The sequence below is a fragment of the Flavobacterium profundi genome, assembly GCF_006491645.1.
In the GTDB taxonomy this organism is placed as follows: Bacteria; Bacteroidota; Bacteroidia; order Flavobacteriales; family Flavobacteriaceae; genus Flavobacterium; species Flavobacterium profundi.
In genome coordinates this window covers 183,443-205,693 of sequence record NZ_VDCZ01000004.1, presented here as the reverse complement: position 1 = coordinate 205,693, position 22,251 = coordinate 183,443, and the positions used below count along the sequence as shown (strand labels likewise).

The following is a 22,251-nucleotide window of genomic DNA, read 5'->3' as shown; positions in this document are numbered from 1 at the left end:
TTCTATAATTTTTATTCATCTTACCTTAATCTTTATAATGATACTCATTTTCACTTAAAACATTACCATTTTTATCTTTTACAAACTGCAACCTGTTATTTGTGTCGTAATGATATGTAAACTTATTGCCTTTTGCGTCTACCATTGTACAAACTCCTACCAAAGGTTTATGTGTATAAGTTGTTACCATTGCATCTGGTAATGCATTTCTTAAATTTTCCAATGCAATAAGTAACTGAGCTTCTGTACCTGTATTTGAAGCTTCTTGTATTGCTTGAATCAAAGAAGAAGAAATACTAGAATATGCCACATTTTCAATTTTTGCTACGGGTAGCGTTTTGTTGTAACCCCAAATAATACTAACATTTATATTATGTTCCTGATGGTATTGAAGCACATTATTTTTATCATCATAAAGATCATAGAAAAAATTTATTTTTGTTGATGGATCAGGATTACCTTCTGGCAACTCTTCAGTTTTGATAGGCAAGACAACATTATTATCGGTAGAATATATATATTGTAAAAATTTTTTAACAGAACCATTTTCACTAACAGATAACCAAATTGGTAAATCAAGAATATTTTTACTTAAAACAACTGAATTAGTACTCATTGAAGAATTTTCCTGATAGATAATTTCTCCAGATTGATTTTTTAATGTTTTCCCAATTGGAATGTTATTAGAATTATACTGATATTCTGTAGTTGTTAATTTCGTCCCAGAAGAAAAAACATCAGAGTCAATCACTTTTAATAATCTTGGAGTATTTGCAAAAATTGGATAAGAAGTTAATAAAAATCTAGGATGAATAAATTCTTGAGATCCGTTTGAATTAAATTGAAAAAAATAAGTAGTATCGTATGCCGAAAAACTAACACCATATCTATTTATATTTGAAGTTAATAATGAATATATATATTTTTTTTCTTTAATCACTTCATTGGAATTATTAAATATTTTTTCGTTTAGTAATGTACCATTGCTTAAATAATTTCTATCTTTATAAAATGTGGGTTTAAAGTTCAATTTTTGAAAAGGAAATAAAATATTATAAGCAGTATTTGTGAATTCTTTCAAAATTTTACCATTATAAGAACCTCCTATTTTTGTAATTTCTACTTTATCATAACCTATATAGTCATCAATTTCGTCAATAAAATTTTTACCCAAATTTCCATTACTTAAATTTGCTTCAATTAAATTAGTATTATATTTAGTTAAATTAGGAATAGGTGTATTAATCCCTGAACTTATAATAGATTTAACACCCGTAATTTCTCTAACTAATCTCTTTTTAAAAATCACTTTCCCATTATAATAATTATATTGTTTTTTACTAGACAAACTATTTAATGCAGAAAAATCACTAATTGACTTAATTCTTAATCCACCACCTTTAGTAATAATTGGCACATAATTATTCATATTAGGATGAAGAATTAGATCATCAAATTCATTAAGTTCATATTCAAATTCGGAATAACCACCAGTGGGATAAATTATTTTTTGTAAACTAGCTATTTTGCAAAACGTCAAATAACTTTTAAAATCATTTTGTGAATTATCATTATAATTACTGTAGCCAAGATCATTTAAATTTGGAAAAAAACTAATATTTGGTTTTCCATTAAAATATCCCCAATAATCAATAGAATATGAATTTTTCGATGGTAAGTCACCTTCATTATAAATAAAACTATACGAGTTTTCATTATTAGTTGACACAGATTCCAACTTCAACCTATTATTCAAGTATCCAGTTCCATTACTAAAGTAACTATAATTAAAATCAATTGATTTTATTACATTATTATTATTAGCTATTTGAATATTATCTATTTTTTTCATTCCTTCATAATCAATTCTATCACTATAATTAAAACTAACCACCTCATTAGGAGTGGAAATTGTAGTTAAAAAAGAAAATAATTGCGACTGTTTTTCACTTGTAACTGTATATGAAGATTGTTGACTACTATTAAAAGTAGGCAGATTTACACCTTCAATATTCTCTGGATTAGAATTATAGTAATTACTTTGTAAGGTTTGCGAAGTGGTATTAATGTTTTTATAATAAATATAACTATGCTTCTCTAAATCTTTTACTGTTCCATTGAAATATGAAAAAATTATTTCATTATTTTTATTTGTAATAATTTTTGTTAATTTAAAGATTTTAGAAGTAACTTGATTTGATAAGGAACCATTTTGAAGATAACCATTATTTGTGAAAATTGAATTTATTGAATTAATAAGATTAAAAAAATATTGACTCCCACTAAAATCAATAATTTTAATACCTCCATCATTTAATAATTCCACTTTATACTCAGAATGTCCATTTATAACTTTTAAGGGTAAGGAAACATTATTAATTGGTGATGGTGTATTTACTCCAATATCGTCTCTAATAATAATTAAGTTATCTCCATTAATATTAACTGTAAATGTATCTGGCTCTGTATCAACATTTGTATAACACATATCGTAGAATTCAGATCCGCAAGGGTACTTCCCATCTTTATTAATTAAAAAATATCCACTTGAAACAAAATATTGTGGTTGTATATTATAAGCTACTGAACCAGCATTTGAACATGGTGTTGCTACATCAGCACCACCAAACGTAAAGTAGCTTGGACTCCAATAATCTGGATTTAAACCTCCAGCTGTTGGAAAAATGGTATTACCTGTATTACCAGGCAAAGTTTGAAACTTAGTAAAAGGATCTAAATCATCTTCATCTTTTATATTTTGAATTAAAGTTGGCAAACTCATATTCCAACCTAATCCCACCAATCCAGCTTCTTCAGAGACTTTTATGCCTCCTGTATAGTAATTTAAATTTAAACCAATATTAATTCCATCTAAACTTATCTGGTATAATGGAATATTAATATCCGCCAAACCTCTATATTCATTTATATTTACATCTCCATATTTACTAAATTCGTAAACACTTGGATTGGTTGGAAAACTCACATTTGATTTAGAAGTTTCTAATTTATTAGATATTCCTTGAGAATTAGAATAATAACAATTACAGAAGATTAATATTAATATCAATCTAAATCTTAATTTTTTTTTCATTATAATTGGGTATCTTATTTTTTAATCACTTTTACGCTTCCTTTTTCGGTGTTGGTTTTTATTTCCACTAAGTAAATCCCTTGTGGTAGATGACTTACTTCAATAGGAATGGTGCGGTCGCCTTTTAAGGCTTGGGTTTGTAGGCTTCTGCCGTTTAAATCATATACAGTAGCCGTTCCTGTTTCGTATTCAAAGTTTACGATGATATTGGTAAAACTAATTGCAGGATTTGGCATTGCCTCAACCTTAATTTTTAGTTCTTCTTCTTTTTCTTTATCGCGCAGTTTTACTACCCAAAAATCACTACCTCCTTTAGCTGATTTCTTATCTCTTGAAGCGCTTCCTTTGGAAGTTCCTGCTAAAAGATAACCACCGTCTCTAGTTTCTAAGAGTTTCTTCAACACTTCATCACCTTTACTACCAACCGTTTGACTCCAAATTTCTTCTCCTTTCGCATTAATCTTTAAAGCGATATAATCGTTAATCCCTTCTTTGTCTGAACTAAGACTCTTACCTAATATCTTTTGTGCATTGGCTCTTGACTCACTTTGCGCATAACCACCAATTAAATAACTGCCATCTTTGTTTTCTACAATAGAAGTTAGCACATCAATTTTTCCATAGTTATAGGTTTCTTGCCAATCGATTTCACCTTTCTCATCCAATTTTAACACCCAAAAATCCGATCCATTTTGACTGGATTTTGATTTGGAATTCGTAGCTCCTGAATTGGAATTTCCACCCACAATAAAACCACCATCTTTGGTTTGCAATAAGGTAAATAAGTTATCGTCTTTATCACCACCTAAGGTACGTTGCCATTCGATACTTCCCGTTTCATCAAGTTTGACTATCCAATAATCACCTAAACCAAAATTCGCTTCTGTTTTATCACCAGAAACAGGTGAATTGGAATAACCTCCTAAAATATAACCACCGTCTTTGGTTTGAGAAATACTTTTTAATTCGTCTACATATTGACCGCCTATGGTTTTTTGCCACTGCATGCTGCCATCAGCTTTTAATTTTACAATCCAAAAATCTAAATTTCCTCTCGAATCTTCGCTTTTACCAAAAGGATTCTTTTCTAAATCGGGTGAAGTATTTGAGCTTGAAGTACCACCTAAAATGTAGCCACCGTCTATGGTTTGTGCAATACTCAGTAGTTTTTCCATACCATTACCGCCAATGGTTTTTTGCCACAATTCCTGACCTTTAGCATTCAATTTAATCACCCAAAAGTCTTCCTGGCCTTTGCAGTCATCTTGCTTGTCGATACCTTTATTTGAAGAAGAACTACCTCCTAAAATAAAACCACCATCACTAGTAATAGCAATACTTTGCAACAAATCGACTTGGTTACCTCCAAAGCTTTTTTGCCAATCGAGGTTCCCTTTTTCGTCCATTTTCCAAAGCCAATAATCTAAATCGCCTTTATTATTGTCTTCTTTATTTCCGTTTTTACCAGAAATAGAACTTCCTGCCAGAATAAAACCATAATCTGGTGTAGGAATTGCATCGTACAAAAATTCGGCATGTTTGCCTCCGTAGGTTTTTTCCCAAAGGATGTCTTGGGCATAAGAAAAGGAACTTGCCAAAAGTAAGGCAAACCCAAAGAATGAGGATTTTTTTATCATAAGAATAGCATGTAATTTTTACTCGAGAACAAAACTAGGTCTTCTTACCTATAGTTGTCAATACGTATTTATACGTATTTTTCATACTTTTTGCTACGTATAAATACGTACTTTTTGAATTATCTCTACTCTATAGAGCATTAAAAAAGGTAAAAGGTTGATCAAAAGACTTTTATTTTTTCTGCGGCAAAAATAGTCTCCGCATTTTTTAAAAAATAGGAATATTTTACATTTAACTAATATTACAATTTTTCTGTAATTATAGTTAAATGTAAATAGAAAAATTTATTTCAATGGTCGCAAGGTATTGCTATACGTAATCGAGAAATCGGCTGTATCGTCTTTATATTCTTTCATCAAATAAATGAATTTATACTTTTGTGCTTTATCCGCTGGAATTGCAATGTCTTTTTTAGAAAACTGATCGTGTATAATTAAGGTACTCTCGTTAGAAAAACTAAAATAATCGGCCAGTTTTGTGTTTAAATTGGTAATAGGATAACTCGAATAAACCGATTTTTCACCTTGTTTTGCCGTAATCTTTTCTCCTTTAAAGCCTTGTGTTAAAATGAGAACGCTACGATTAGTTCCATCCGCGTTCTGCTGTTTCAAAAACGCATTCTTTTCGCTTTCTGAAACACTGGTAAAATCATCTCGATATTGGGTAGATACACCACCCGATTTACATCCTATAATAAGTATTAAAAGGACAGCTAGGGTATATAAATTTTTCTTTTTCATACTTTAATAACTTAAAAAAACAGCTTATAGTATGTTTTTAAACTAAAAAAAGCACCTTTTAAAAAAAGATGCTTTTTAAAAACATATCCTAAATCAAATTAATCTTTACTAAATTTTATTTTAGTGATGGTGTTATCGGAATTAGTAATCGTAATAAAATAAATTCCTTTTTGAATATCTTCAATCGATAAACTTTGATTTGCTTTCACCGAATTAAAACTCTTCACCAATTGTCCTGTTATGGCATAAATAGCAACTTTATTAGCATCTAAAGACACATGCAGGTTGCTTTTTGCAGGATTTGGATACACCAAAACTTTATCATTTGCTTCAAATTCAGAAGTACTTAAAGTACTTGGTTGATTACCAAAAATTCTAAATTGACCAGAAGGAATACTAATTGCAGTTGTTGTATTCGTAACTACATAAGGCGTATCATTCATTAAATCGTACCAAGTTCCAGTGTAAGGAAAATTAGGATTAATCGTTAAATCTGCTACAGAAAAATTAGCCAAAATCACTACATTTTTCAATTGCGTAGTGGGCAAACTATTATCGTAAACATAGATTCTTTGTCTAATATTATTTCCATCTGGACTAATGGCGTAATCTCCATTAAAAACTGGTTCGTTCGTTTTTAAAGCAATCATTCGTGCATACTTATCATAAATTGCACCTCTAATTGGGTCGCTTGTCCAATTTTCAACCCATTGTGGTTGTGGTTTTGTAGCCAATTTACAATCTCCTGGAGTCGGATCAGATTCAGAATTTACAGTACCATTGGTACACGTATAAATAGAATCATCCATACCTAATTCTTGAAAATGCCAAATCATTTTTGGTCCTGGAACCAATACGCTTATTGCGCCTAAAGAAGCCATTCGGTTTAAAGCATTGGTAAGGTTTCCATATACTGGATAACTTCCTGCATTATTACCATAAGTTACGGCTTCATACATTAAACGATCTTTATCATGGCTTTCAGGATACCCCATTAAACGTTTCCCAGAAAAACCTCTGCTCACGTGGCCTATTCTTGAAATATCTCCATTGGTCGCATATCCTTTCGCTAATTCTTTATAATTAAAGAACATTTCACCCCACATCATAATTCCTTTACCTTCTCCTAGTCTATAATTTGCCCATTGTTGCTCTTCATTATCAGAACCTAAATGTTCAAAAATAGCGTAGTGATTGGTATCTAAACTCCAAGTATAATCTACATATTCTTTCAAAACATCGATACGATCTTGTTGGTACGCATTGGTACACGTTTCATCGCCACTCGTACAGTTTTGTGTAAACCCTTTGGTTAAATCCCAACGGAAACCATCAATTTTAAAATCATTAATCCAATGTTTTAAGGTTCGTTTTACATATTCTTTTGTATGTGCAGAAGCATGATTGAAATCTTCACCTACACTATAGGTATGTCGCGCTACTGTATTAAAGTAAGGATTATCTGTACTTGGGCTCCCCCAACCGTCACCGTCTGGATCATTCATCCACATTCTTACCATTGGATTTCTTCCGAAAGCATGATTAAAAGCGATATCTAAAATAACCGCAATACCATTTTGATGACACACATCTACTAATTCTCTCAACTTATCTTCTGTACCGTAGAATTTATCCAAAGCCATGTGAAAAGAAGTGTTGTAACCCCAACTTTCATTCCCTTCAAATTCCATTACTGGCATTAATTCGATTGCCGTAATTCCTAAATTTTTTAAATACATGATTTTATCTATCACATCTTGATAATTTCGGTCTGCATCGAAATCACGTACTAGAAGTTCGTAAACTACTAAATTATCTTTATTCGGTTTTGTAAAATTAGTCACTTGCCAATTGTATGGCGTTTGAGCCGTTTGCAATACCGTTACTTCTCTTTCTTGACCTGCTGGATAAGTAGGTAAATTTGGATAAGAAGTACTTGGAATATATGGATCATCGTATGGAGACAAAACTAATGTAGAACAAGGATCTGCTGCTTTCACCAAAGAAGGAGAATTTGTAATAGGCGTTTGATCCACTACCCAATATTGATAGGTATAGATTTGTCCTGGTGTTAAACCAGTAAGTTCCAACCAGAATTTTTCAGAAGACGTATCTTTTTTCATGGCATAAGCATTGCTTGGGTTCCAATTGTTAAAAGAACCTGCCACATATACAAAATCTTTCCCTGGAGCATTTAATACTAAAGTCGCTTTAGTGTTATCGGATGCATCATAATTAATTCCAATTTCCATTCCATTAGGAAGCGCTTGAGTTCCTGCACCTGGATTCACTACTACAGCAAAAGTTTTGGTTTGAGTAACCGCTCCTTGCGTAATTTCTAATTCATAATTTTGGTTGCTGGTAATATTCGTATGGTTGAAACTATATGAACTTACATTCGTAACCGAATTGATAGAAGCTCCATTCGCTTTTAAATTATAATTAGCATTACCATTATTATTGTTAGCCGAAATAGACAGGTTACCTCCTGAATTTAAAATGGTTGTAGAATTAACCGCTGGTGTAACTAAAGTGGATTGAAAAGCACCAACTTCAATTAAAATATCTTGTGATTTTTTATCACCAGTTCCATCTTTCGCTTTTACTAAAAACCCTATTCTACCAATTCCTGTTCTAGCATAAAACGTATTGGGAACAAAAGTCATGGTATAGGTATCTGGACCTGCATTATAGGTTAATCGATTCGCTTCATTAGAACTCGTCCAAGAACCATTGGTAGGACAATCTAAGATATTGGTATCATTGGTATCAAAAGACCAAGCCCATAAATAAAGGGCATTTCCAGTAACTCCCCAAGTAGCTTCATTAATAGAGTTGCCATTAATGGTAATAGTAATACTCTGATTTTCTTCAAAAGAAGAAGGACTAACACTATACGTTACGTTTTGCTGTTGAGAGTAAACAAAAGATATAAAAAAAGTTAATAAAAAGGTAATTTTTTTCATTGTTACTATATTTGAAAAAGGCTACCTAAGTAGCCTTTATTATTTATTGAGCAGTTAATGTATAAGTGTACTCTCTTGGGTTACTTAAATCCAATTCGATTAAATACGTTCCTGCTGAAGGTACTGTTAAATTTGGCCCACCATAATCCATATATTCATCACCATTTGAATCCCCACCTAAATTTAAATCCCAAGCATTGTTAGCTCTAAACTTGAATTCTCCTGCAGTTAATGGTAAAGTTATACTCCATTTTTTTGTTGAAGAATCATAAGTCATATCATGATCTAGAGCTGGATCAGGCCATCCATTAGGAGTAGCAGCACCAGTAACTGCCCAATTAGCAATTTCTACTGTATATGTTAAACCATTAGGATTATCTGAAGTAACAGCACCTGTATTAGCTTTTACTCTATAATAACCAGCTGCAGCTGGCCCACAGTTAGTTGAACTACCTTGTAGTAAAACTCCTGAAAATGTTCCATCATCACCCCAATCAACATTTCCCCATTCATAAGCACCTGATGCATTTGGTGCAATAAATTTGAACTCTCCATCTAACCATAGAAATCCTTCAAAATCAGTTTTACCAAAATCAGAAGCTGCTAATTCTGGTGCAGTTGGTGGATTCCATCCTTGGTGATTACCAGGCACAGCAATTTTTGGTAAATCAGTTGGGTAAGGAGTAACTGTTAAAGTAATAACATTAGAATAAGTAATCAAGCTTTCATTTGAACCTAAAGAAGCTTTAACTCTAACATCTACATCCGTAGCATTGTAAGGTATTGCTCCTAAATTTAGCATCACTCCATTAAGTGCTTCTACAGTCCAAGTCACAAAACGACTTGTTGTCATTCCTCCAATTTCATACGTTGCAAAATCAGTTCCTGATAAAGCTATTTGTACTTCATAATTAACTTCTGTTTGTACAGAATATTCTGCATGGTTCCAAACTAAAGTTGTTGCTTCACTTGAAGCATTTGCAGGATTTAATTCATAAGTACTTCCATTTACAGGAGAAACTAATTGCGGATCACCTGAAGCTTTAACGGTAACTTGCTCATCATTTTCACAAGAAAAACTTGTGAATAATAATAAGGCTAGAGCAGATATTTTTAATATTTTTTTCATTTTAAAACAATTTTATGTTAATAACCTGGATTTTGTGATAAGTTAGGATTTGCTTGTAAAGCTGTTAAAGGAATTGGGAATACGTTATAAGTAACTGGAATTGAAGCACCATTAACAGTATTTCCTTTCCAAGGCCATAGATAACTTCCTCCTGTAAACATTCCAAAACGAATTAAATCACTTCTTCTATGTCCTTCTAACATTAGCTCCCTACCTCTTTCTTCAATTAGGAAGTCTAAATCCAATTCACTAGATGAAATAGTTAACGCATTAGATCTTGTTCTAACAGCATTTACATAAGTAACTGCCTCAGTTAAAGAACCACCAGTTGCACCTCTTACCACACATTCAGCATACATTAAATAAGCATCTGCCAATCTAAATAATGGAAAATCTGTCCCAGAAAAGTCTGTAGGCGTTGTAGCAGACATATAATTATTATTTCTAAACTTGATTGATGGATACCCATTAGTCCATTCCTTATAATCTGTCATTTCGAAAGTATGACCATTTGTCCAAAACAATTGTGCTCTATCATCTGTAGAAGTTGATAAATTACCAAAAAGACCATACCATGCTTTAGTGGCTCTGTGACCTGCCCAGCCTTGAGTAGCACCATAGGTACTTAATGTCATGGTAGCACTATTTAAACTTCCGTTTACAATATAGGTGGTATTTCCATAACTTTGGCTTACTAAAGGATCTGCAATTAATGGATAAATAATTTCTGATGATGCATTATTATCACCTGTAAAATTAGATGCAAAATTAGGTTCTAATGTATAACCTCCCTCATCAATAACTTTTTTAGTATAAGTCAACGCATCAGTATATCTATCTACTCCTGTATACACTTGGGCATTCAAATATAATTTTGCCAATAACATTCTTACAACAGATTTATTTGCTCTACCATAAGCATTTGTCATATTAATTTTATCTTCAATATCTAATAATTCTGATTCAACGAAGTTGAATAAATCTAATCTCGACGCTTCTGGAAGTGGTGTTGAAACACCCGCATTTTCTTCGGTTACTAAAACCCCTTTTCCAAAACAATCAATCATATAGTAATAGGCTAATGATCTCAAAAATCGTACTTCACTAGTAATGGATTCTTTATTAGGTATATCAACATTATTTAAAACTACTAATAGATTATTACATTGAGGAACAGTATAATAAACTCTATTATATAAATATCTGAAAAATTTATTGTTTTCGTCCCAACTTGAAGTAGTTGTTAATTGGTCTAAACCATTATCTCCCCAACGATTTTTCATCCCGTCTGCAGTAAATTCTTGCAAATTGATAATTCCTCTTAAAAATGGAGATTCTCCTGGGTCATCACTTATATCAGAAGAACCTGGTCCATCAGGACCTGATAAAGCAAAGGAACCATACAATTTCGACATAATACCAGTAATAGCATTTGGATCTTTCTGTAGCAATTGTTCTAATGACAATTCTACTTTTGGTTCTGTGTTTAAATCATCTGTACATCCAGAAAACAAAGCAGCACAAAAGATGAATAAACTTAATAATTTGATTCTTTTCATATTTATTTTTTTAAAAATCTAAACTTAATCCAAACGTGTAAGAAGTTGGTCTTGGGTAAAAATTCGTATCAATTGCTCCAAAATTTTCAGGATCTTGACCTCCATACTTTGTTATTAAAAAAGGATTATTCAGAGCACCATACAGTCTTAGAGAAGAAGTTTTTATTAATTTGTTGAATTTATATCCTAAAATGATATTCTCACATCTTAAAAAAGTGGCATCTTCTAAGAAATAATCTGAAAAAGTGGCATTTCCATTAAAGTTTTGGAAAGCTAAATCAGACTCCCCTCCATAAAAATTTAAAACATTTGACAAGCTATTGTTGTTCACTGGAATTGCACTATCAACCCAACCTGAAGTTAAAATTCTTGAATTATAAACTTGTCCCCCAAATTGCCCTCTAAAACTAGAACTTAAATCCCAATTTTTATAATTAAATGCAAATCCAAAACCAAAAGTCCAATTTGGTCTTACTGCCTTATAATATCTATCGTCGTTGGTTATTACATTATCTCCATTTCTGTCTACAAAAGCACCAGGAATAACATTCCCATCTGCATCATACAATTGCTCAAATACCCAAAATGAATACGGTTGTAAGCCTACTACATGATCCGCAATATTAACTCCAGTACCTGTTGGCAAATTACCTCCAGCTTGCACTTTATCAACATCTTTTAAATCGGTTACTTTTACATAACTATAAGCTACATTAGTGTAAACTTCTAATTTATAATCTTCTGTTTGTACTGGTTTCACATTCAAACTTAGCTCAAAACCTTTACCTTCTGTACTACCAACGTTTTTAACAAAAGTATCTGTTAGTCCTTGTCCTGGAGGTAATGGTACTCTTGCTAATAAATCATTTGTTTCTTTCTTATAAATATCAAAACTTCCTGATAAAAAGTTGTTCTTAAAGAAATCAAAATCAATACCTAAGTTATAGGTAGTTGTTTTTTCCCAAGTTAAATCTTCATTAAATGCTAAAGCAGAATATAGGTTAGAACCATATAAATATTGACTACTATTGCTCCCAACGCTAAACAAAGGTGTAGATGGATAAAACCCTACAGTTCCTGTGATATCTTGTTGTCCTGTTTTACCTACTCCAATTCTTACTTTTGCATCATTCACAAAGGCAACATTTGAAAGAAAGCTTTCTTCTTTTAATTTCCAAGCTACTGCTGCTGATGGAAAATAACCCCATCTTTTATCTTCTCTAAACAAAGAAGAACCGTCTGCTCTAAAAGTTAAGGTAACTAAATATTTATTTGCTAAGTCTATATTCGCTCTACCAAAAAAGGATTGTAAATTCAATACATTATAATATCTATTGTTTGGATTGTTTACATTTGGCTGCACCTCTCTAATTCCCGTGTCTATATTATACCTGTAAATTTCTTTGTTTCCGTCATTCTTAAAGTTTTGATACGAATAACCTCCTTGAATATCAAATTTATTTACAAATCCATCAAAAGATTTAGCATACGCTAAATAAGAATCCATGGTTACATTTGTCATTTTTTGATTTTCTAAATAATTTAGTCCAGGATTAAAGACATAATCTGTATCATTATTGATTACCCTATAAGTAGCTATAGCATTATTGTTAAATGTTTCACGAATTCTAGCTTTAGAAGCATCAATACCTAAATTCAATACTGCTCTTAATTCAGGTAAAAAATGCATTTTATAATCCATTTCAATGTTACCTAAAAATCGAAGTACTCTTTCGGGTCTATTTCTTTGCTCTAATAAAGCTAATGGATTATATTGACCACTTATATTATTAGAATTTGTAACCAAATCTTGATAATAACCTCCAAATCTATTAGAAGCGGAGTAATCATATAATGGTTTAGTAGGATCCATTTTAATAGCACCTCCTAAAGCACCACCTTCATCGATTGAATTTTTCACAACATTTATCAATCTTGCATTGGCGTCGATTTTTAAATGATCTGTAAAAAGTTTTGGTGTTAATTTCAATGAATAATTATATCTCTCATAATCATTTGTTTTAACTAAACCTTCGTTTTTAGTATAACCTAAAGAAGCTCTCATGGGTAATACTTTATATAAATTCGTTTTAGCACTAAAATTATGATCCGTTGAAATAGCAGTTCTGTAAATTTCGTCTTGCCAATCAGTATCATATAAAATTCTACCTTCAATTACTCCAGGTGTTGATGGATCATCAACCAAAGTTGAATTTGGATCATCTATACCTAAATAATTAGTATAAGTTGGATGATACTGTTCAATAAATTGAGTAAACTCTTTCCCATTCATCACATCAATTTTCTTACCAACTTTACCAACGGATACATTTGCAGAATAATTATATTGTGCTTGACCAGAAGTTCCTTTTTTGGTTGTTATAATAATAACACCATTAGAAGCTCTAGATCCATAAATAGCAGAAGCAGATGCATCTTTTAGAACTGTAAAACTTTCAATATCATTTGGATTAATAAAAGACAATGGATTACTAACTCCAGCTTGCGTTGTGTTATCTAACGGTATACCATCAATAACAATTAAAGGACTACTGTTAGCACTTAAAGAAGAACCTCCTCTAATTCTAATATTTGGAGCTGAATCAGGTTGACCACCATTTGAAGTGATTCTAAGACCCGCTACTTTTCCAGTTAATAATTGATCCGCAGAAACAATTGCTCCTTTATTAAAATCTTTTGTAGTTACAGAAACTAAAGATCCTGTAGCGTCTTCTTTTTTAACAGATCCATAACCAATAACTACTACACCTTCTAACTGATTGGCGTCTTCAATCATTAATATAGTAATTTCTTTTTCACCTTTATAAGTGAACGTTTGCTTTACAAATCCTACATAAGAGAAAACAATTTGATCTCCATTAGATAAATTAGAAAGTGTAAAATTTCCGTCAAAATCTGTGGCAGTTCCTGACGTACTATTAACTACTGCTATATTCACACTAGGCAATGGAGATTGAGTGGCACTGTCTAACACTCTTCCTTTTAAAATGTTTTGTGCAAACATCCCCATTGGTAATACTACCAGCATGAAAAATAATAGCTTTTTTTGTAATGTTTTCATACAATTTGTTTAGGGTTAAATCTTTAATTATATTCGCTTATAATTCACTTCTAATGTTAAATTTATGTAAAAAAAGCTTTAAAAAAAATCAGTGAGCGATAAAGGCTAACCGAAAACGTTTTCGTGTTGAAAACTTTGTTAAATCCTAGCATTTTTTACATTAAAATTACGATACTAAGAAAAATAAAAGTACTTTTATTGAAAATATTAAATTTACAAAAAATGCAATGAAAAGAAAAGTAACTTTAAAACAAATTGCCAAAGAGTTAGATGTATCTATTTCAACTGTATCCAAATCCTTAAAAAACAGTCCAGAAATTAGTGAAGATACTCGTTTAAAAGTACAAGCATTTGCAAAACTATATAACTACAAACCCAACAACATTGCCTTAAGTTTAAAAAATAAAAAAACGAAGACTATAGGTATTATCATTCCTGAAATTGTACATCATTTTTTTGCTACAGTTATTAGTGGAATTGAACAAGTCGCAAATGAACAAGGTTATAATGTAATAGTGTGTTTATCGGATGAGTCATTCGACAAAGAAGTAATTAACCTTGAAATGCTTGCCAATGGAAGCACTGATGGTTTCATTATGTCCTTATCCAAAGAAACGCAGCAAAAAAAAGATTTCCATCATTTACAAGAGGTCATTAACCAAGGAATGCCAATTGTTATGTTTGATAGAGTAGCCAATGAAATTCTTGCTGATAAAGTAATTATTGATGATTTATTGGCCGCTTACCAAGCTGTCAATTTTTTAATTGAAGAAGGACGCAAAAAGATTGCTTTAATAACTACTGTTGACTATGTAAGTGTAGGAAAATTGAGAACTGAAGGTTACATAAAAGCTTTAAAAGATCATAATTTACCAATAGATGAAAACATCATTTTAAAAATTGAAGATATAGATAATTGTTCGGATGTAATTGAAAAATTAATTGCGGAACAAAAAATAGATAGTGTATTTGCTGTGAACGAACTTTTTGCAGTAGTTGCTATTAAAGAAGCTTTGAAAAAAGGAATAAAAATTCCGGAAGAACTATCGGTTATTGCATTCACAGATGGAATTATCTCAAAATTTTCAACACCCACAATTACTACTGTAAGTCAAAATGGTGTTAAAATGGGAAGAAAAGCTGCTGAAATGTTAATTGAAAGACTAGAAGCAGAAGATGAAGAAGAGGAAAGATATCGCACAGAAGTTATTGAAACCAACTTAATTTCTAGAGAATCTACGCAAACGTGATAGTTTAATATAATAAACTGAAAAACAAATAGTTAAAAACACAAAAAACACTTTTTCCTCCAAAAAAAAGTAGTTAAAAAAGATTTTTAGAATAAAATAAAATATATATTTGTACTCAATCAAAGCTTATAATACACTTCTACAATACTAAGTTTTGATAAGCAATCACGCTTATCGTAAAATAATAAAACGTTACGATAATGGAAAAGCGTAAATTAGGTTTCTGGGAAATTTGGAACATGAGTTTCGGTTTTTTAGGAATACAGTTTGGTTTTGCCTTGCAAAATGCAAATACTTCTAGAATTTTCGACACCCTTGGTGCTGAAGTGGATAAAATTGGCCTATATTGGTTAGCCGCTCCTTTAACTGGATTAATTGTACAACCTATCGTAGGCTATTTTTCTGACCGAACTTGGACAAAGCTTGGAAGAAGAAGACCCTATTTTTTAGCAGGTGCCATTTTATCTTCAATCGCACTATGCATCATGCCCAATTCCCCAACTTTATGGGTAGCCATAGGTACCTTATGGATAATGGATTCTTCCATAAACATTTCCATGGAACCTTTTCGAGCTTTTGTTGGAGATAATTTACCTGAAAAACAAAGAACATTAGGTTTCTCCATGCAGAGTTTCTTTATTGGAGCTGGTGCAGTTGTAGGCTCAGCCTTACCTTACATTTTTACCAATTGGTTCAACATGCCAAATACTGCTCCAAAAGGAATTATAGCTCCATCCGTAAAATGGTCTTTCTACATTGGAGGAATTGTTTTTCTATTAGCTGTGTTATGGACTGTATTCAATTCAAAAGAATACACACCAGAAGAGTTAGAAAAGTTTGAAAAAAACAAAGAACCTAATCTTAATAAAATTGAAAACAGCCAATCTTTAGTCCCATTCAAAAAACAATGGAATTATGGAATTCTATTGACCATCATTGGACTAATAGCCTTATCGTATGTGTATTATATCAATAGAATAAACAATTCGCATAAGGAATTATATATATTGGCTATTGGTTTATTCGTAACTGGATTATTATTTATCATTGTTTCACAATTGCGTAAAGCTCAAGTAAGAAATGGTTTTACAGTAATCGTTACCGATTTATTAAATATGCCAAAAACCATGAAACAATTAGCTTGGGTCCAATTCTTTTCTTGGTTTGCCTTATTTGCGATGTGGATATACACAACTAAATCTGTTACGGGTCACGTATTCAACTCTTTTGATACCACTTCAAAAGTATATAATGACGCTGCAGATTGGGTTAGTGTTATGTTTACAGTTTATAATGGAGTTGCGGCAGCAGTAGCATTTTTATTGCCTGTTATTGCAAAAAGAACCAGCAATAAATTCACTCATATGTTAGCGTTAGTTGCAGGTGGTTTAGGACTTATTTCTATTTATTTCTTATCGGATAAAACAGGATTATTGTTAGCTATGGTTGGTGTAGGAATTGCATGGGCTAGTATTCTCTCTATTCCTTATGCTATGTTATCTGGAGCTTTACCAGCAAACAAAATGGGATATTATATGGGTGTTTTCAATTTCTTCATTGTGATACCTCAAATTGTAGCTGGAACAATTCTAGGGTTTTTAGTCAATACTTTTTTTGATGACCAACCTATTTATGCGCTAATTATAGGAGGATTTTCTATGATTTTTGCAGGCCTTTTAACATTAACAGTAAAAACAAAAAGAAAATTAAATATTAATGAACAATAAAACTTTCATATTTGATTTAGATGGCGTAATTGTTGACACTGCTAAATATCATTTTTTAGCATGGCAACGATTGGCTTCTCAATTAGGAATAAATTTTACACCAGAACATAATGAACAGTTAAAAGGAGTTAGTAGAGTTCGTTCTTTAGATATTATATTAGAATTGGGAAACATTACTGCTTCACAAGAAGATAAAAACAAATGGCTTATACAAAAAAACACAGAGTATCTTTCTTACATCGATGAATTAGATGAAAGCGAAATATTACCTGGAGTATCTTCTGTATTAAATTACCTTAAAGAATATCAACAAAATATTGTTTTAGGTAGTGCTAGTAAAAATGCAAGACCAATTTTAGAAAAAACGGGAATCATACACTATTTTGATGTTATAGTAGATGGCAATGATGTTACCAATGCAAAACCCGATCCCGAAGTTTTCCTTCAAGGGGCAAAAAAAATGAATGCATCACCTACAAATTGTATTGTTTTTGAAGATTCGGTTGCAGGAATTCAAGCGGCAAATATTGCTCAAATGACGAGTATTGGAATAGGCGAAAAAGAGGTTTTGCATGAGGCGAAATTTATTTTCCCCAACTTTACTTTTATCGACACAACTTTTTTAGACAATTTATTGAAAAAATAAAATGAATCAGGATTATATTATACCAAATAATTGGTCAATTATAGAAGAAGGATTTAATGCGGCAAGTGTAAAATCCTCAGAAAGTCTATTTAGCATTGGAAACGGTGCCATGGGGCAAAGAGCTAATTTTGAAGAAAATTATTCTGGAAGCACTTTTCAGGGTAGCTACATAGCTGGAGTATATTATCCAGACAAAACAAAAGTGGGCTGGTGGAAAAACGGATATCCAAAATATTTCGCAAAAGTCTTGAATGCTCCAAATTGGATTGGAATTCATGTTGAAGTTAATGGAGAAGTAGTAGATTTAGCAACTTGTAAAGAAATCAAAAACTTTAGAAGAGAATTAAACATGAAAGAAGGTTGGTATAACCGTACTTTCGAAGTTGTACTTCAGAACGAAACGCAAATTCAAGTAAATGTAACCCGATTTCTTTCATTAGACATAGACGAAGTAGGTGCTATTAAATATGAAATAACTCCTATAAACACAGATGCCAAAGTAGTATTTGTCCCATATCTTGATTCGGGTATTGAAAACGAAGACACCAATTGGGAAGAAAAATTTTGGGAAACTTTAACGGTTAAAAGTGATGAAAACAAAGCTTTTATAGTAGCTCGTACTTTAAAAACAAATTTTGTGGTAGCTACTTTCATGCAAAATAATGTTTTGGTAAACAATCACACCGCTGATGTGCTTCCTGTTGAAATTAAAAAAGAAGCTTCAAAAATCTCTTTTTCTTACGAAATAGCTGCAACCAAAGGACAAACTGTTGCTTTACAAAAATTTGGAGGCTACACCGTTTCTACCAATCATGCTGAAGAAAACTTAATTGTTGCTGCAAAAAAAGTACTACAAGAAGCACAAACTTATGGTTTTAGCGGGCTTTTGGAAAAACAAAAACAAGCTTGGGCAAAGATTTGGGAAATGAGCGACATTACTATAGATGGTGATGTTAAAGCGCAACAAGGCATTCGATTTAACATTTTTCAATTGAATCAAACCTATTTAGGTAAAGATTCTCGATTAAATATAGGTCCGAAAGGATTTACAGGTGAAAAATATGGAGGTTCAACCTATTGGGACACCGAAGCCTATTGTATCCCTTTTTATATGGCAACCAAAAATCAAAATGTTGCCAGAAGTTTGTTAGAATACCGCTACAATCAACTGGATAAAGCCATTGAAAACGCACAGTACAACTTAGGTTTTAAAAATGGTGCTGCTTTATACCCAATGGTTACTATGAATGGAGAAGAATGTCATAACGAATGGGAAATTACACATGAAGAAATTCATCGTAATGGAGCTATTGCATTTGCCATTTTCAATTACTATCGTTACACTGGAGATTATTCTTATATTCCTGAAAAAGGTTTAGAAGTATTAATTGGAATTGCTCGTTTCTGGTTCCAAAGAGCCACCTTTTCAAAACATAAAAATAAATATGTTATTTTAGGGGTTACGGGTCCAAACGAATATGAAAACAATGTAAATAATAATTGGTATACCAACTATATTGCCAAATGGTGTATTGATTATGCTTTTGACCAAATTCAAAAAGTACAATCAGAATATTCCAAAGATTATCAACGCATCATGTCTAAAGTAAATTTAAATGATAACGAATTAATCTCATGGAAAAAAGTTTCTGAAAACATGTATTTCCCTTATTCTGAAGAATATGGCGTATTTTTACAGCAAGACGGTTTCTTAGACAAAGAATTGGTTAAAGTTGCTGATTTAGACAAATCAGAACGTCCCATCAACCAAAAATGGTCATGGGATAGAATTTTACGTTCTCCTTATATTAAACAAGCAGATACATTACAAGGATTCTACTTTTTTGAAGATCATTTTACGAAAGAACAATTAGAAAAACATTTTGATTTTTACGAACCTTTTACCGTTCATGAAAGCTCCTTATCGCCTTGCGTACATTCTATACAAGCAGCCGTTTTAGGAAGAATGGAACAGGCTTATACCTTTTATTTAAGAACCTCTCGATTGGATTTAGATGACTACAATAAAGAAGTTCACGAAGGATTACACATTACTTCTATGGCAGGAACTTGGATGAGCATCGTAGAAGGTTTTGGAGGGATGCGTGTTAAAAATGACCAATTGCATTTTGAACCAAAAATCCCAAAGGAATGGAACGCTTATACATTTAAAGTCAATTTTAGAAATGCTATTGTAAAAGTAGAAGTCAACCATCAAGAAACCAAAGTAAGCATAGAAGGCAATCAAGAAATAGATATTGTTGTAAATGGAAAACCACAATTAGTTAAAAACCAGTAAAATGAATACAATTAAAACACTGCTAATTTTAGTAGCATTATCCTTTTTAAATGCCCAAGCGCAAGAGTTACAATCACCGAATGGAAAATTTGTAATGTATTTTGCTTTACTAAATGATGGAACTCCTACTTACCAATTGAATTATTTAAATAAAGAAATTATCAAAAAAAGTAAATTAGGATTAGAGTTACAAAACGATTCGCAATCCCTTTTAAATGATTTTACAGTAGTAAAAACTACACCTGCTACTTTTAATGAAACATGGAAAACGGTTTGGGGTGAAGAAACAGAAATCCAAAACCACTACAATGAATTAGCGGTTCTTCTCAAGCAAAACAAAACTGAACGAGAAATTATCATCCGTTTTCGATTGTTTGATGAAGGATTAGGATTTAGATATGAATTCCCTCAACAAAAAAATTTAGTTTATTTTACGATTAAAGAAGAAAGAACGGAGTTCGCTATGACTGGTGATCATACTGCTTTTTGGATTCCTGGTGACTATGATACCCAAGAATATGATTATACAGAATCGAAACTTTCTGAAATTAGAGGATTATTTCAAACCGCATTAACTACGAATGCTTCTCAAGAACAATTTTCTGAAACAGGTGTCCAAACTTCTTTAATGATGAAAGCGGCTGATGGCTTATACCTCAACATTCACGAAGCTGCCTTAATTGATTATTCTTGTATGCACCTTAATTTAGACGATAAAAACTTAGTTTTCCAATCGCATTTAACTCCAGATGCACAAGGCAATAAAGGTCACTTACAAGCACCTTGTGTTTCTCCTTGGAGAACCATAATGGCAAGCTACGATGCAAGAGATATTTTGGCATCTAGAATGACTTTAAACCTGAACGAACCTTGTAAAATTGAAGATACATCATGGATAAAACCTGTAAAATATGTTGGTGTTTGGTGGGAAATGATTACGGGTAAAAGTTCTTGGTCGTATACCAATGATTTCCCTTCTATCCAATTAGGAATTACAGATTATTCAAAAGCAAAACCAAACGGAACGCATGGAGCAACGACAAAACATGTAAAAGAATTAATTGATTTTGCCGCTTTACATGGTTTTGATGGTGTTTTAGTAGAAGGTTGGAATCAAGGCTGGGAAGATTGGTTTGGTCAATCCAAAGATTATGTTTTTGATTTTGTAAGTCCATATCCAGATTTTGATGTAGAAGGCATTCATGAATATGCCAAATCAAAAGGGGTTAAAATGATCATGCATCACGAAACATCGGGTTCAGCTCGTAATTATGAGCGTCATTTAGATAAAGCGTTTCAATTTATGAATACACACGGTTATGAAGCGGTAAAAACAGGTTATGTGGGTGATATGTTGCCTCGAGGCGAACACCATTACAGCCAATGGATACTTAATCATTACCAATATGTCATTGAAAAAGCCGTAGATTACAAAATAATGGTAAATGCACATGAAGCGGTTCGCCCAACAGGAATTTGTAGAACTTATCCAAATATGATTGGGAATGAATCTGCAAGAGGGACAGAATTTCAAGCTTTTGGAGGTTCCAAACCAAACCATACTACCATTTTACCTTTTACAAGATTAATTGGAGGACCAATGGATTATACTCCTGGCGTTTTTGAAATGGATATCTCAAAAGTAAACCCAAATAATGATTCTCATGTAAATACAACCTTAACGAATCAATTAGGTTTGTATGTAGTGATGTATAGTCCGTTACAAATGGCCGCCGATTTACCAGAAAACTACAATCGCTTTTTAGATGCTTTTCAATTTATTAAAGATGTTCCTGTAGCTTGGTCTACTTCAAAATATTTAGAAGCGGAACCGGGTTATTACATCACTATTGCAAGAAAAGATAAAAATTCCAACAATTGGTTTGTTGGAAATAACAATGGGGTAAACCCAAGAACTGCAACAATTAGCTTAGATTTTTTGGATAAAGACAAAAAATATGAAGCGACTATCTATGCCGATGCTAAAAATGCAGATTACAAAACCAATCCACAGGCTTATACGATTACAAAACAAAAAGTAACTCACAAGTCAAAATTAAAAATGACTTCTGCAGCTGGTGGTGGCTACGCCATTAGCATCGTAGAAATAAAATAATAGTA

General features: G+C 32.0%; 12 protein-coding genes. 5 read left to right on the top strand and 7 right to left on the bottom strand.

The annotated features are described in order from the left end of the window. Positions 1-25: 25 nt before the first annotated feature. The 7 genes from FHG05_RS07570 to FHG05_RS07540 all read right to left on the bottom strand — a co-directional run bounded on the left by FHG05_RS07570 (position 26) and on the right by FHG05_RS07540 (position 14,208). Complete coding sequence (locus FHG05_RS07570; protein WP_140997415.1) at positions 26-3,094, bottom strand: hypothetical protein; 3,069 nt, start codon at positions 3,092-3,094, stop codon at positions 26-28. Positions 3,095-3,108: 14 nt separating this feature from the next. Continuing rightward, positions 3,109-4,731, bottom strand: coding sequence for a T9SS type A sorting domain-containing protein (locus tag FHG05_RS07565; RefSeq protein ID WP_140997414.1), 1,623 nt, complete (start codon positions 4,729-4,731; stop codon positions 3,109-3,111). A gap of 285 nt (positions 4,732-5,016) precedes the next feature. Then, positions 5,017-5,472 carry a hypothetical protein gene (locus FHG05_RS07560; protein WP_140997413.1) on the bottom strand — a complete coding sequence of 152 codons (456 nt, stop codon included), beginning with the start codon at positions 5,470-5,472 and terminating at the stop codon, positions 5,017-5,019. 98 nt (positions 5,473-5,570) lie between these two features. Continuing rightward, the gene (locus FHG05_RS07555) at positions 5,571-8,438 is read right to left on the bottom strand and encodes an alpha-amylase family glycosyl hydrolase (protein WP_140997412.1); all 2,868 of its coding nucleotides are present in this window, start codon (positions 8,436-8,438) and stop codon (positions 5,571-5,573) included. 43 nt (positions 8,439-8,481) lie between these two features. Then, complete coding sequence (locus FHG05_RS07550; protein ID WP_140997411.1) at positions 8,482-9,567, bottom strand: SusE domain-containing protein; 1,086 nt, start codon at positions 9,565-9,567, stop codon at positions 8,482-8,484. A gap of 17 nt (positions 9,568-9,584) precedes the next feature. Next, complete coding sequence (locus FHG05_RS07545) at positions 9,585-11,126, bottom strand: RagB/SusD family nutrient uptake outer membrane protein (protein WP_140997410.1); 1,542 nt, start codon at positions 11,124-11,126, stop codon at positions 9,585-9,587. Between the two features lie 10 nt (positions 11,127-11,136). Beyond that, positions 11,137-14,208, bottom strand: coding sequence for a SusC/RagA family TonB-linked outer membrane protein (locus tag FHG05_RS07540; protein ID WP_140997409.1), 3,072 nt, complete (start codon positions 14,206-14,208; stop codon positions 11,137-11,139). Between the two features lie 227 nt (positions 14,209-14,435). Here FHG05_RS07540 and FHG05_RS07535 point away from each other — a divergent pair, with 227 nt between their 5' ends. The 5 genes from FHG05_RS07535 to FHG05_RS07515 all read left to right on the top strand — a co-directional run bounded on the left by FHG05_RS07535 (position 14,436) and on the right by FHG05_RS07515 (position 22,246). After that, the gene (locus FHG05_RS07535; RefSeq protein WP_140997408.1) at positions 14,436-15,458 is read left to right on the top strand and encodes a LacI family DNA-binding transcriptional regulator; all 1,023 of its coding nucleotides are present in this window, start codon (positions 14,436-14,438) and stop codon (positions 15,456-15,458) included. A gap of 200 nt (positions 15,459-15,658) precedes the next feature. Then, complete coding sequence (locus FHG05_RS07530) at positions 15,659-17,185, top strand: MFS transporter (protein WP_140997407.1); 1,527 nt, start codon at positions 15,659-15,661, stop codon at positions 17,183-17,185. Then, entirely contained in the window at positions 17,175-17,831 is a 657-nt protein-coding gene (gene pgmB, locus FHG05_RS07525) for a beta-phosphoglucomutase (RefSeq protein WP_140997406.1), read from the top strand. Before FHG05_RS07530 ends, pgmB begins: the two co-directional genes overlap by 11 nt. Before the next feature lies 1 nt (position 17,832). Further along, complete coding sequence (locus FHG05_RS07520; protein WP_140997405.1) at positions 17,833-20,130, top strand: glycoside hydrolase family 65 protein; 2,298 nt, start codon at positions 17,833-17,835, stop codon at positions 20,128-20,130. 1 nt (position 20,131) lies between these two features. After that, positions 20,132-22,246, top strand: coding sequence for a glycoside hydrolase family 97 protein (locus FHG05_RS07515; RefSeq protein ID WP_140997404.1), 2,115 nt, complete (start codon positions 20,132-20,134; stop codon positions 22,244-22,246). Positions 22,247-22,251: the final 5 nt, after the last annotated feature.

Bases quoted from the DNA above. Each gene is read 5' to 3' on its own strand.
- FHG05_RS07570 (WP_140997415.1), bottom strand. From the start codon at position 3,094: ATGAAAAAAAAATTAAGATTTAGATTGATATTAATATTAATCTTCTGT.
- FHG05_RS07565 (WP_140997414.1), bottom strand. From the start codon at position 4,731: ATGATAAAAAAATCCTCATTCTTTGGGTTTGCCTTACTTTTGGCAAGT.
- FHG05_RS07560 (WP_140997413.1), bottom strand. From the start codon at position 5,472: ATGAAAAAGAAAAATTTATATACCCTAGCTGTCCTTTTAATACTTATT.
- FHG05_RS07555 (WP_140997412.1), bottom strand. From the start codon at position 8,438: ATGAAAAAAATTACCTTTTTATTAACTTTTTTTATATCTTTTGTTTAC.
- FHG05_RS07550 (WP_140997411.1), bottom strand. From the start codon at position 9,567: ATGAAAAAAATATTAAAAATATCTGCTCTAGCCTTATTATTATTCACA.
- FHG05_RS07545 (WP_140997410.1), bottom strand. From the start codon at position 11,126: ATGAAAAGAATCAAATTATTAAGTTTATTCATCTTTTGTGCTGCTTTG.
- FHG05_RS07540 (WP_140997409.1), bottom strand. From the start codon at position 14,208: ATGAAAACATTACAAAAAAAGCTATTATTTTTCATGCTGGTAGTATTA.
- FHG05_RS07535 (WP_140997408.1), top strand. From the start codon at position 14,436: ATGAAAAGAAAAGTAACTTTAAAACAAATTGCCAAAGAGTTAGATGTA.
- FHG05_RS07530 (WP_140997407.1), top strand. From the start codon at position 15,659: ATGGAAAAGCGTAAATTAGGTTTCTGGGAAATTTGGAACATGAGTTTC.
- pgmB (WP_140997406.1), top strand. From the start codon at position 17,175: ATGAACAATAAAACTTTCATATTTGATTTAGATGGCGTAATTGTTGAC.
- FHG05_RS07520 (WP_140997405.1), top strand. From the start codon at position 17,833: ATGAATCAGGATTATATTATACCAAATAATTGGTCAATTATAGAAGAA.
- FHG05_RS07515 (WP_140997404.1), top strand. From the start codon at position 20,132: ATGAATACAATTAAAACACTGCTAATTTTAGTAGCATTATCCTTTTTA.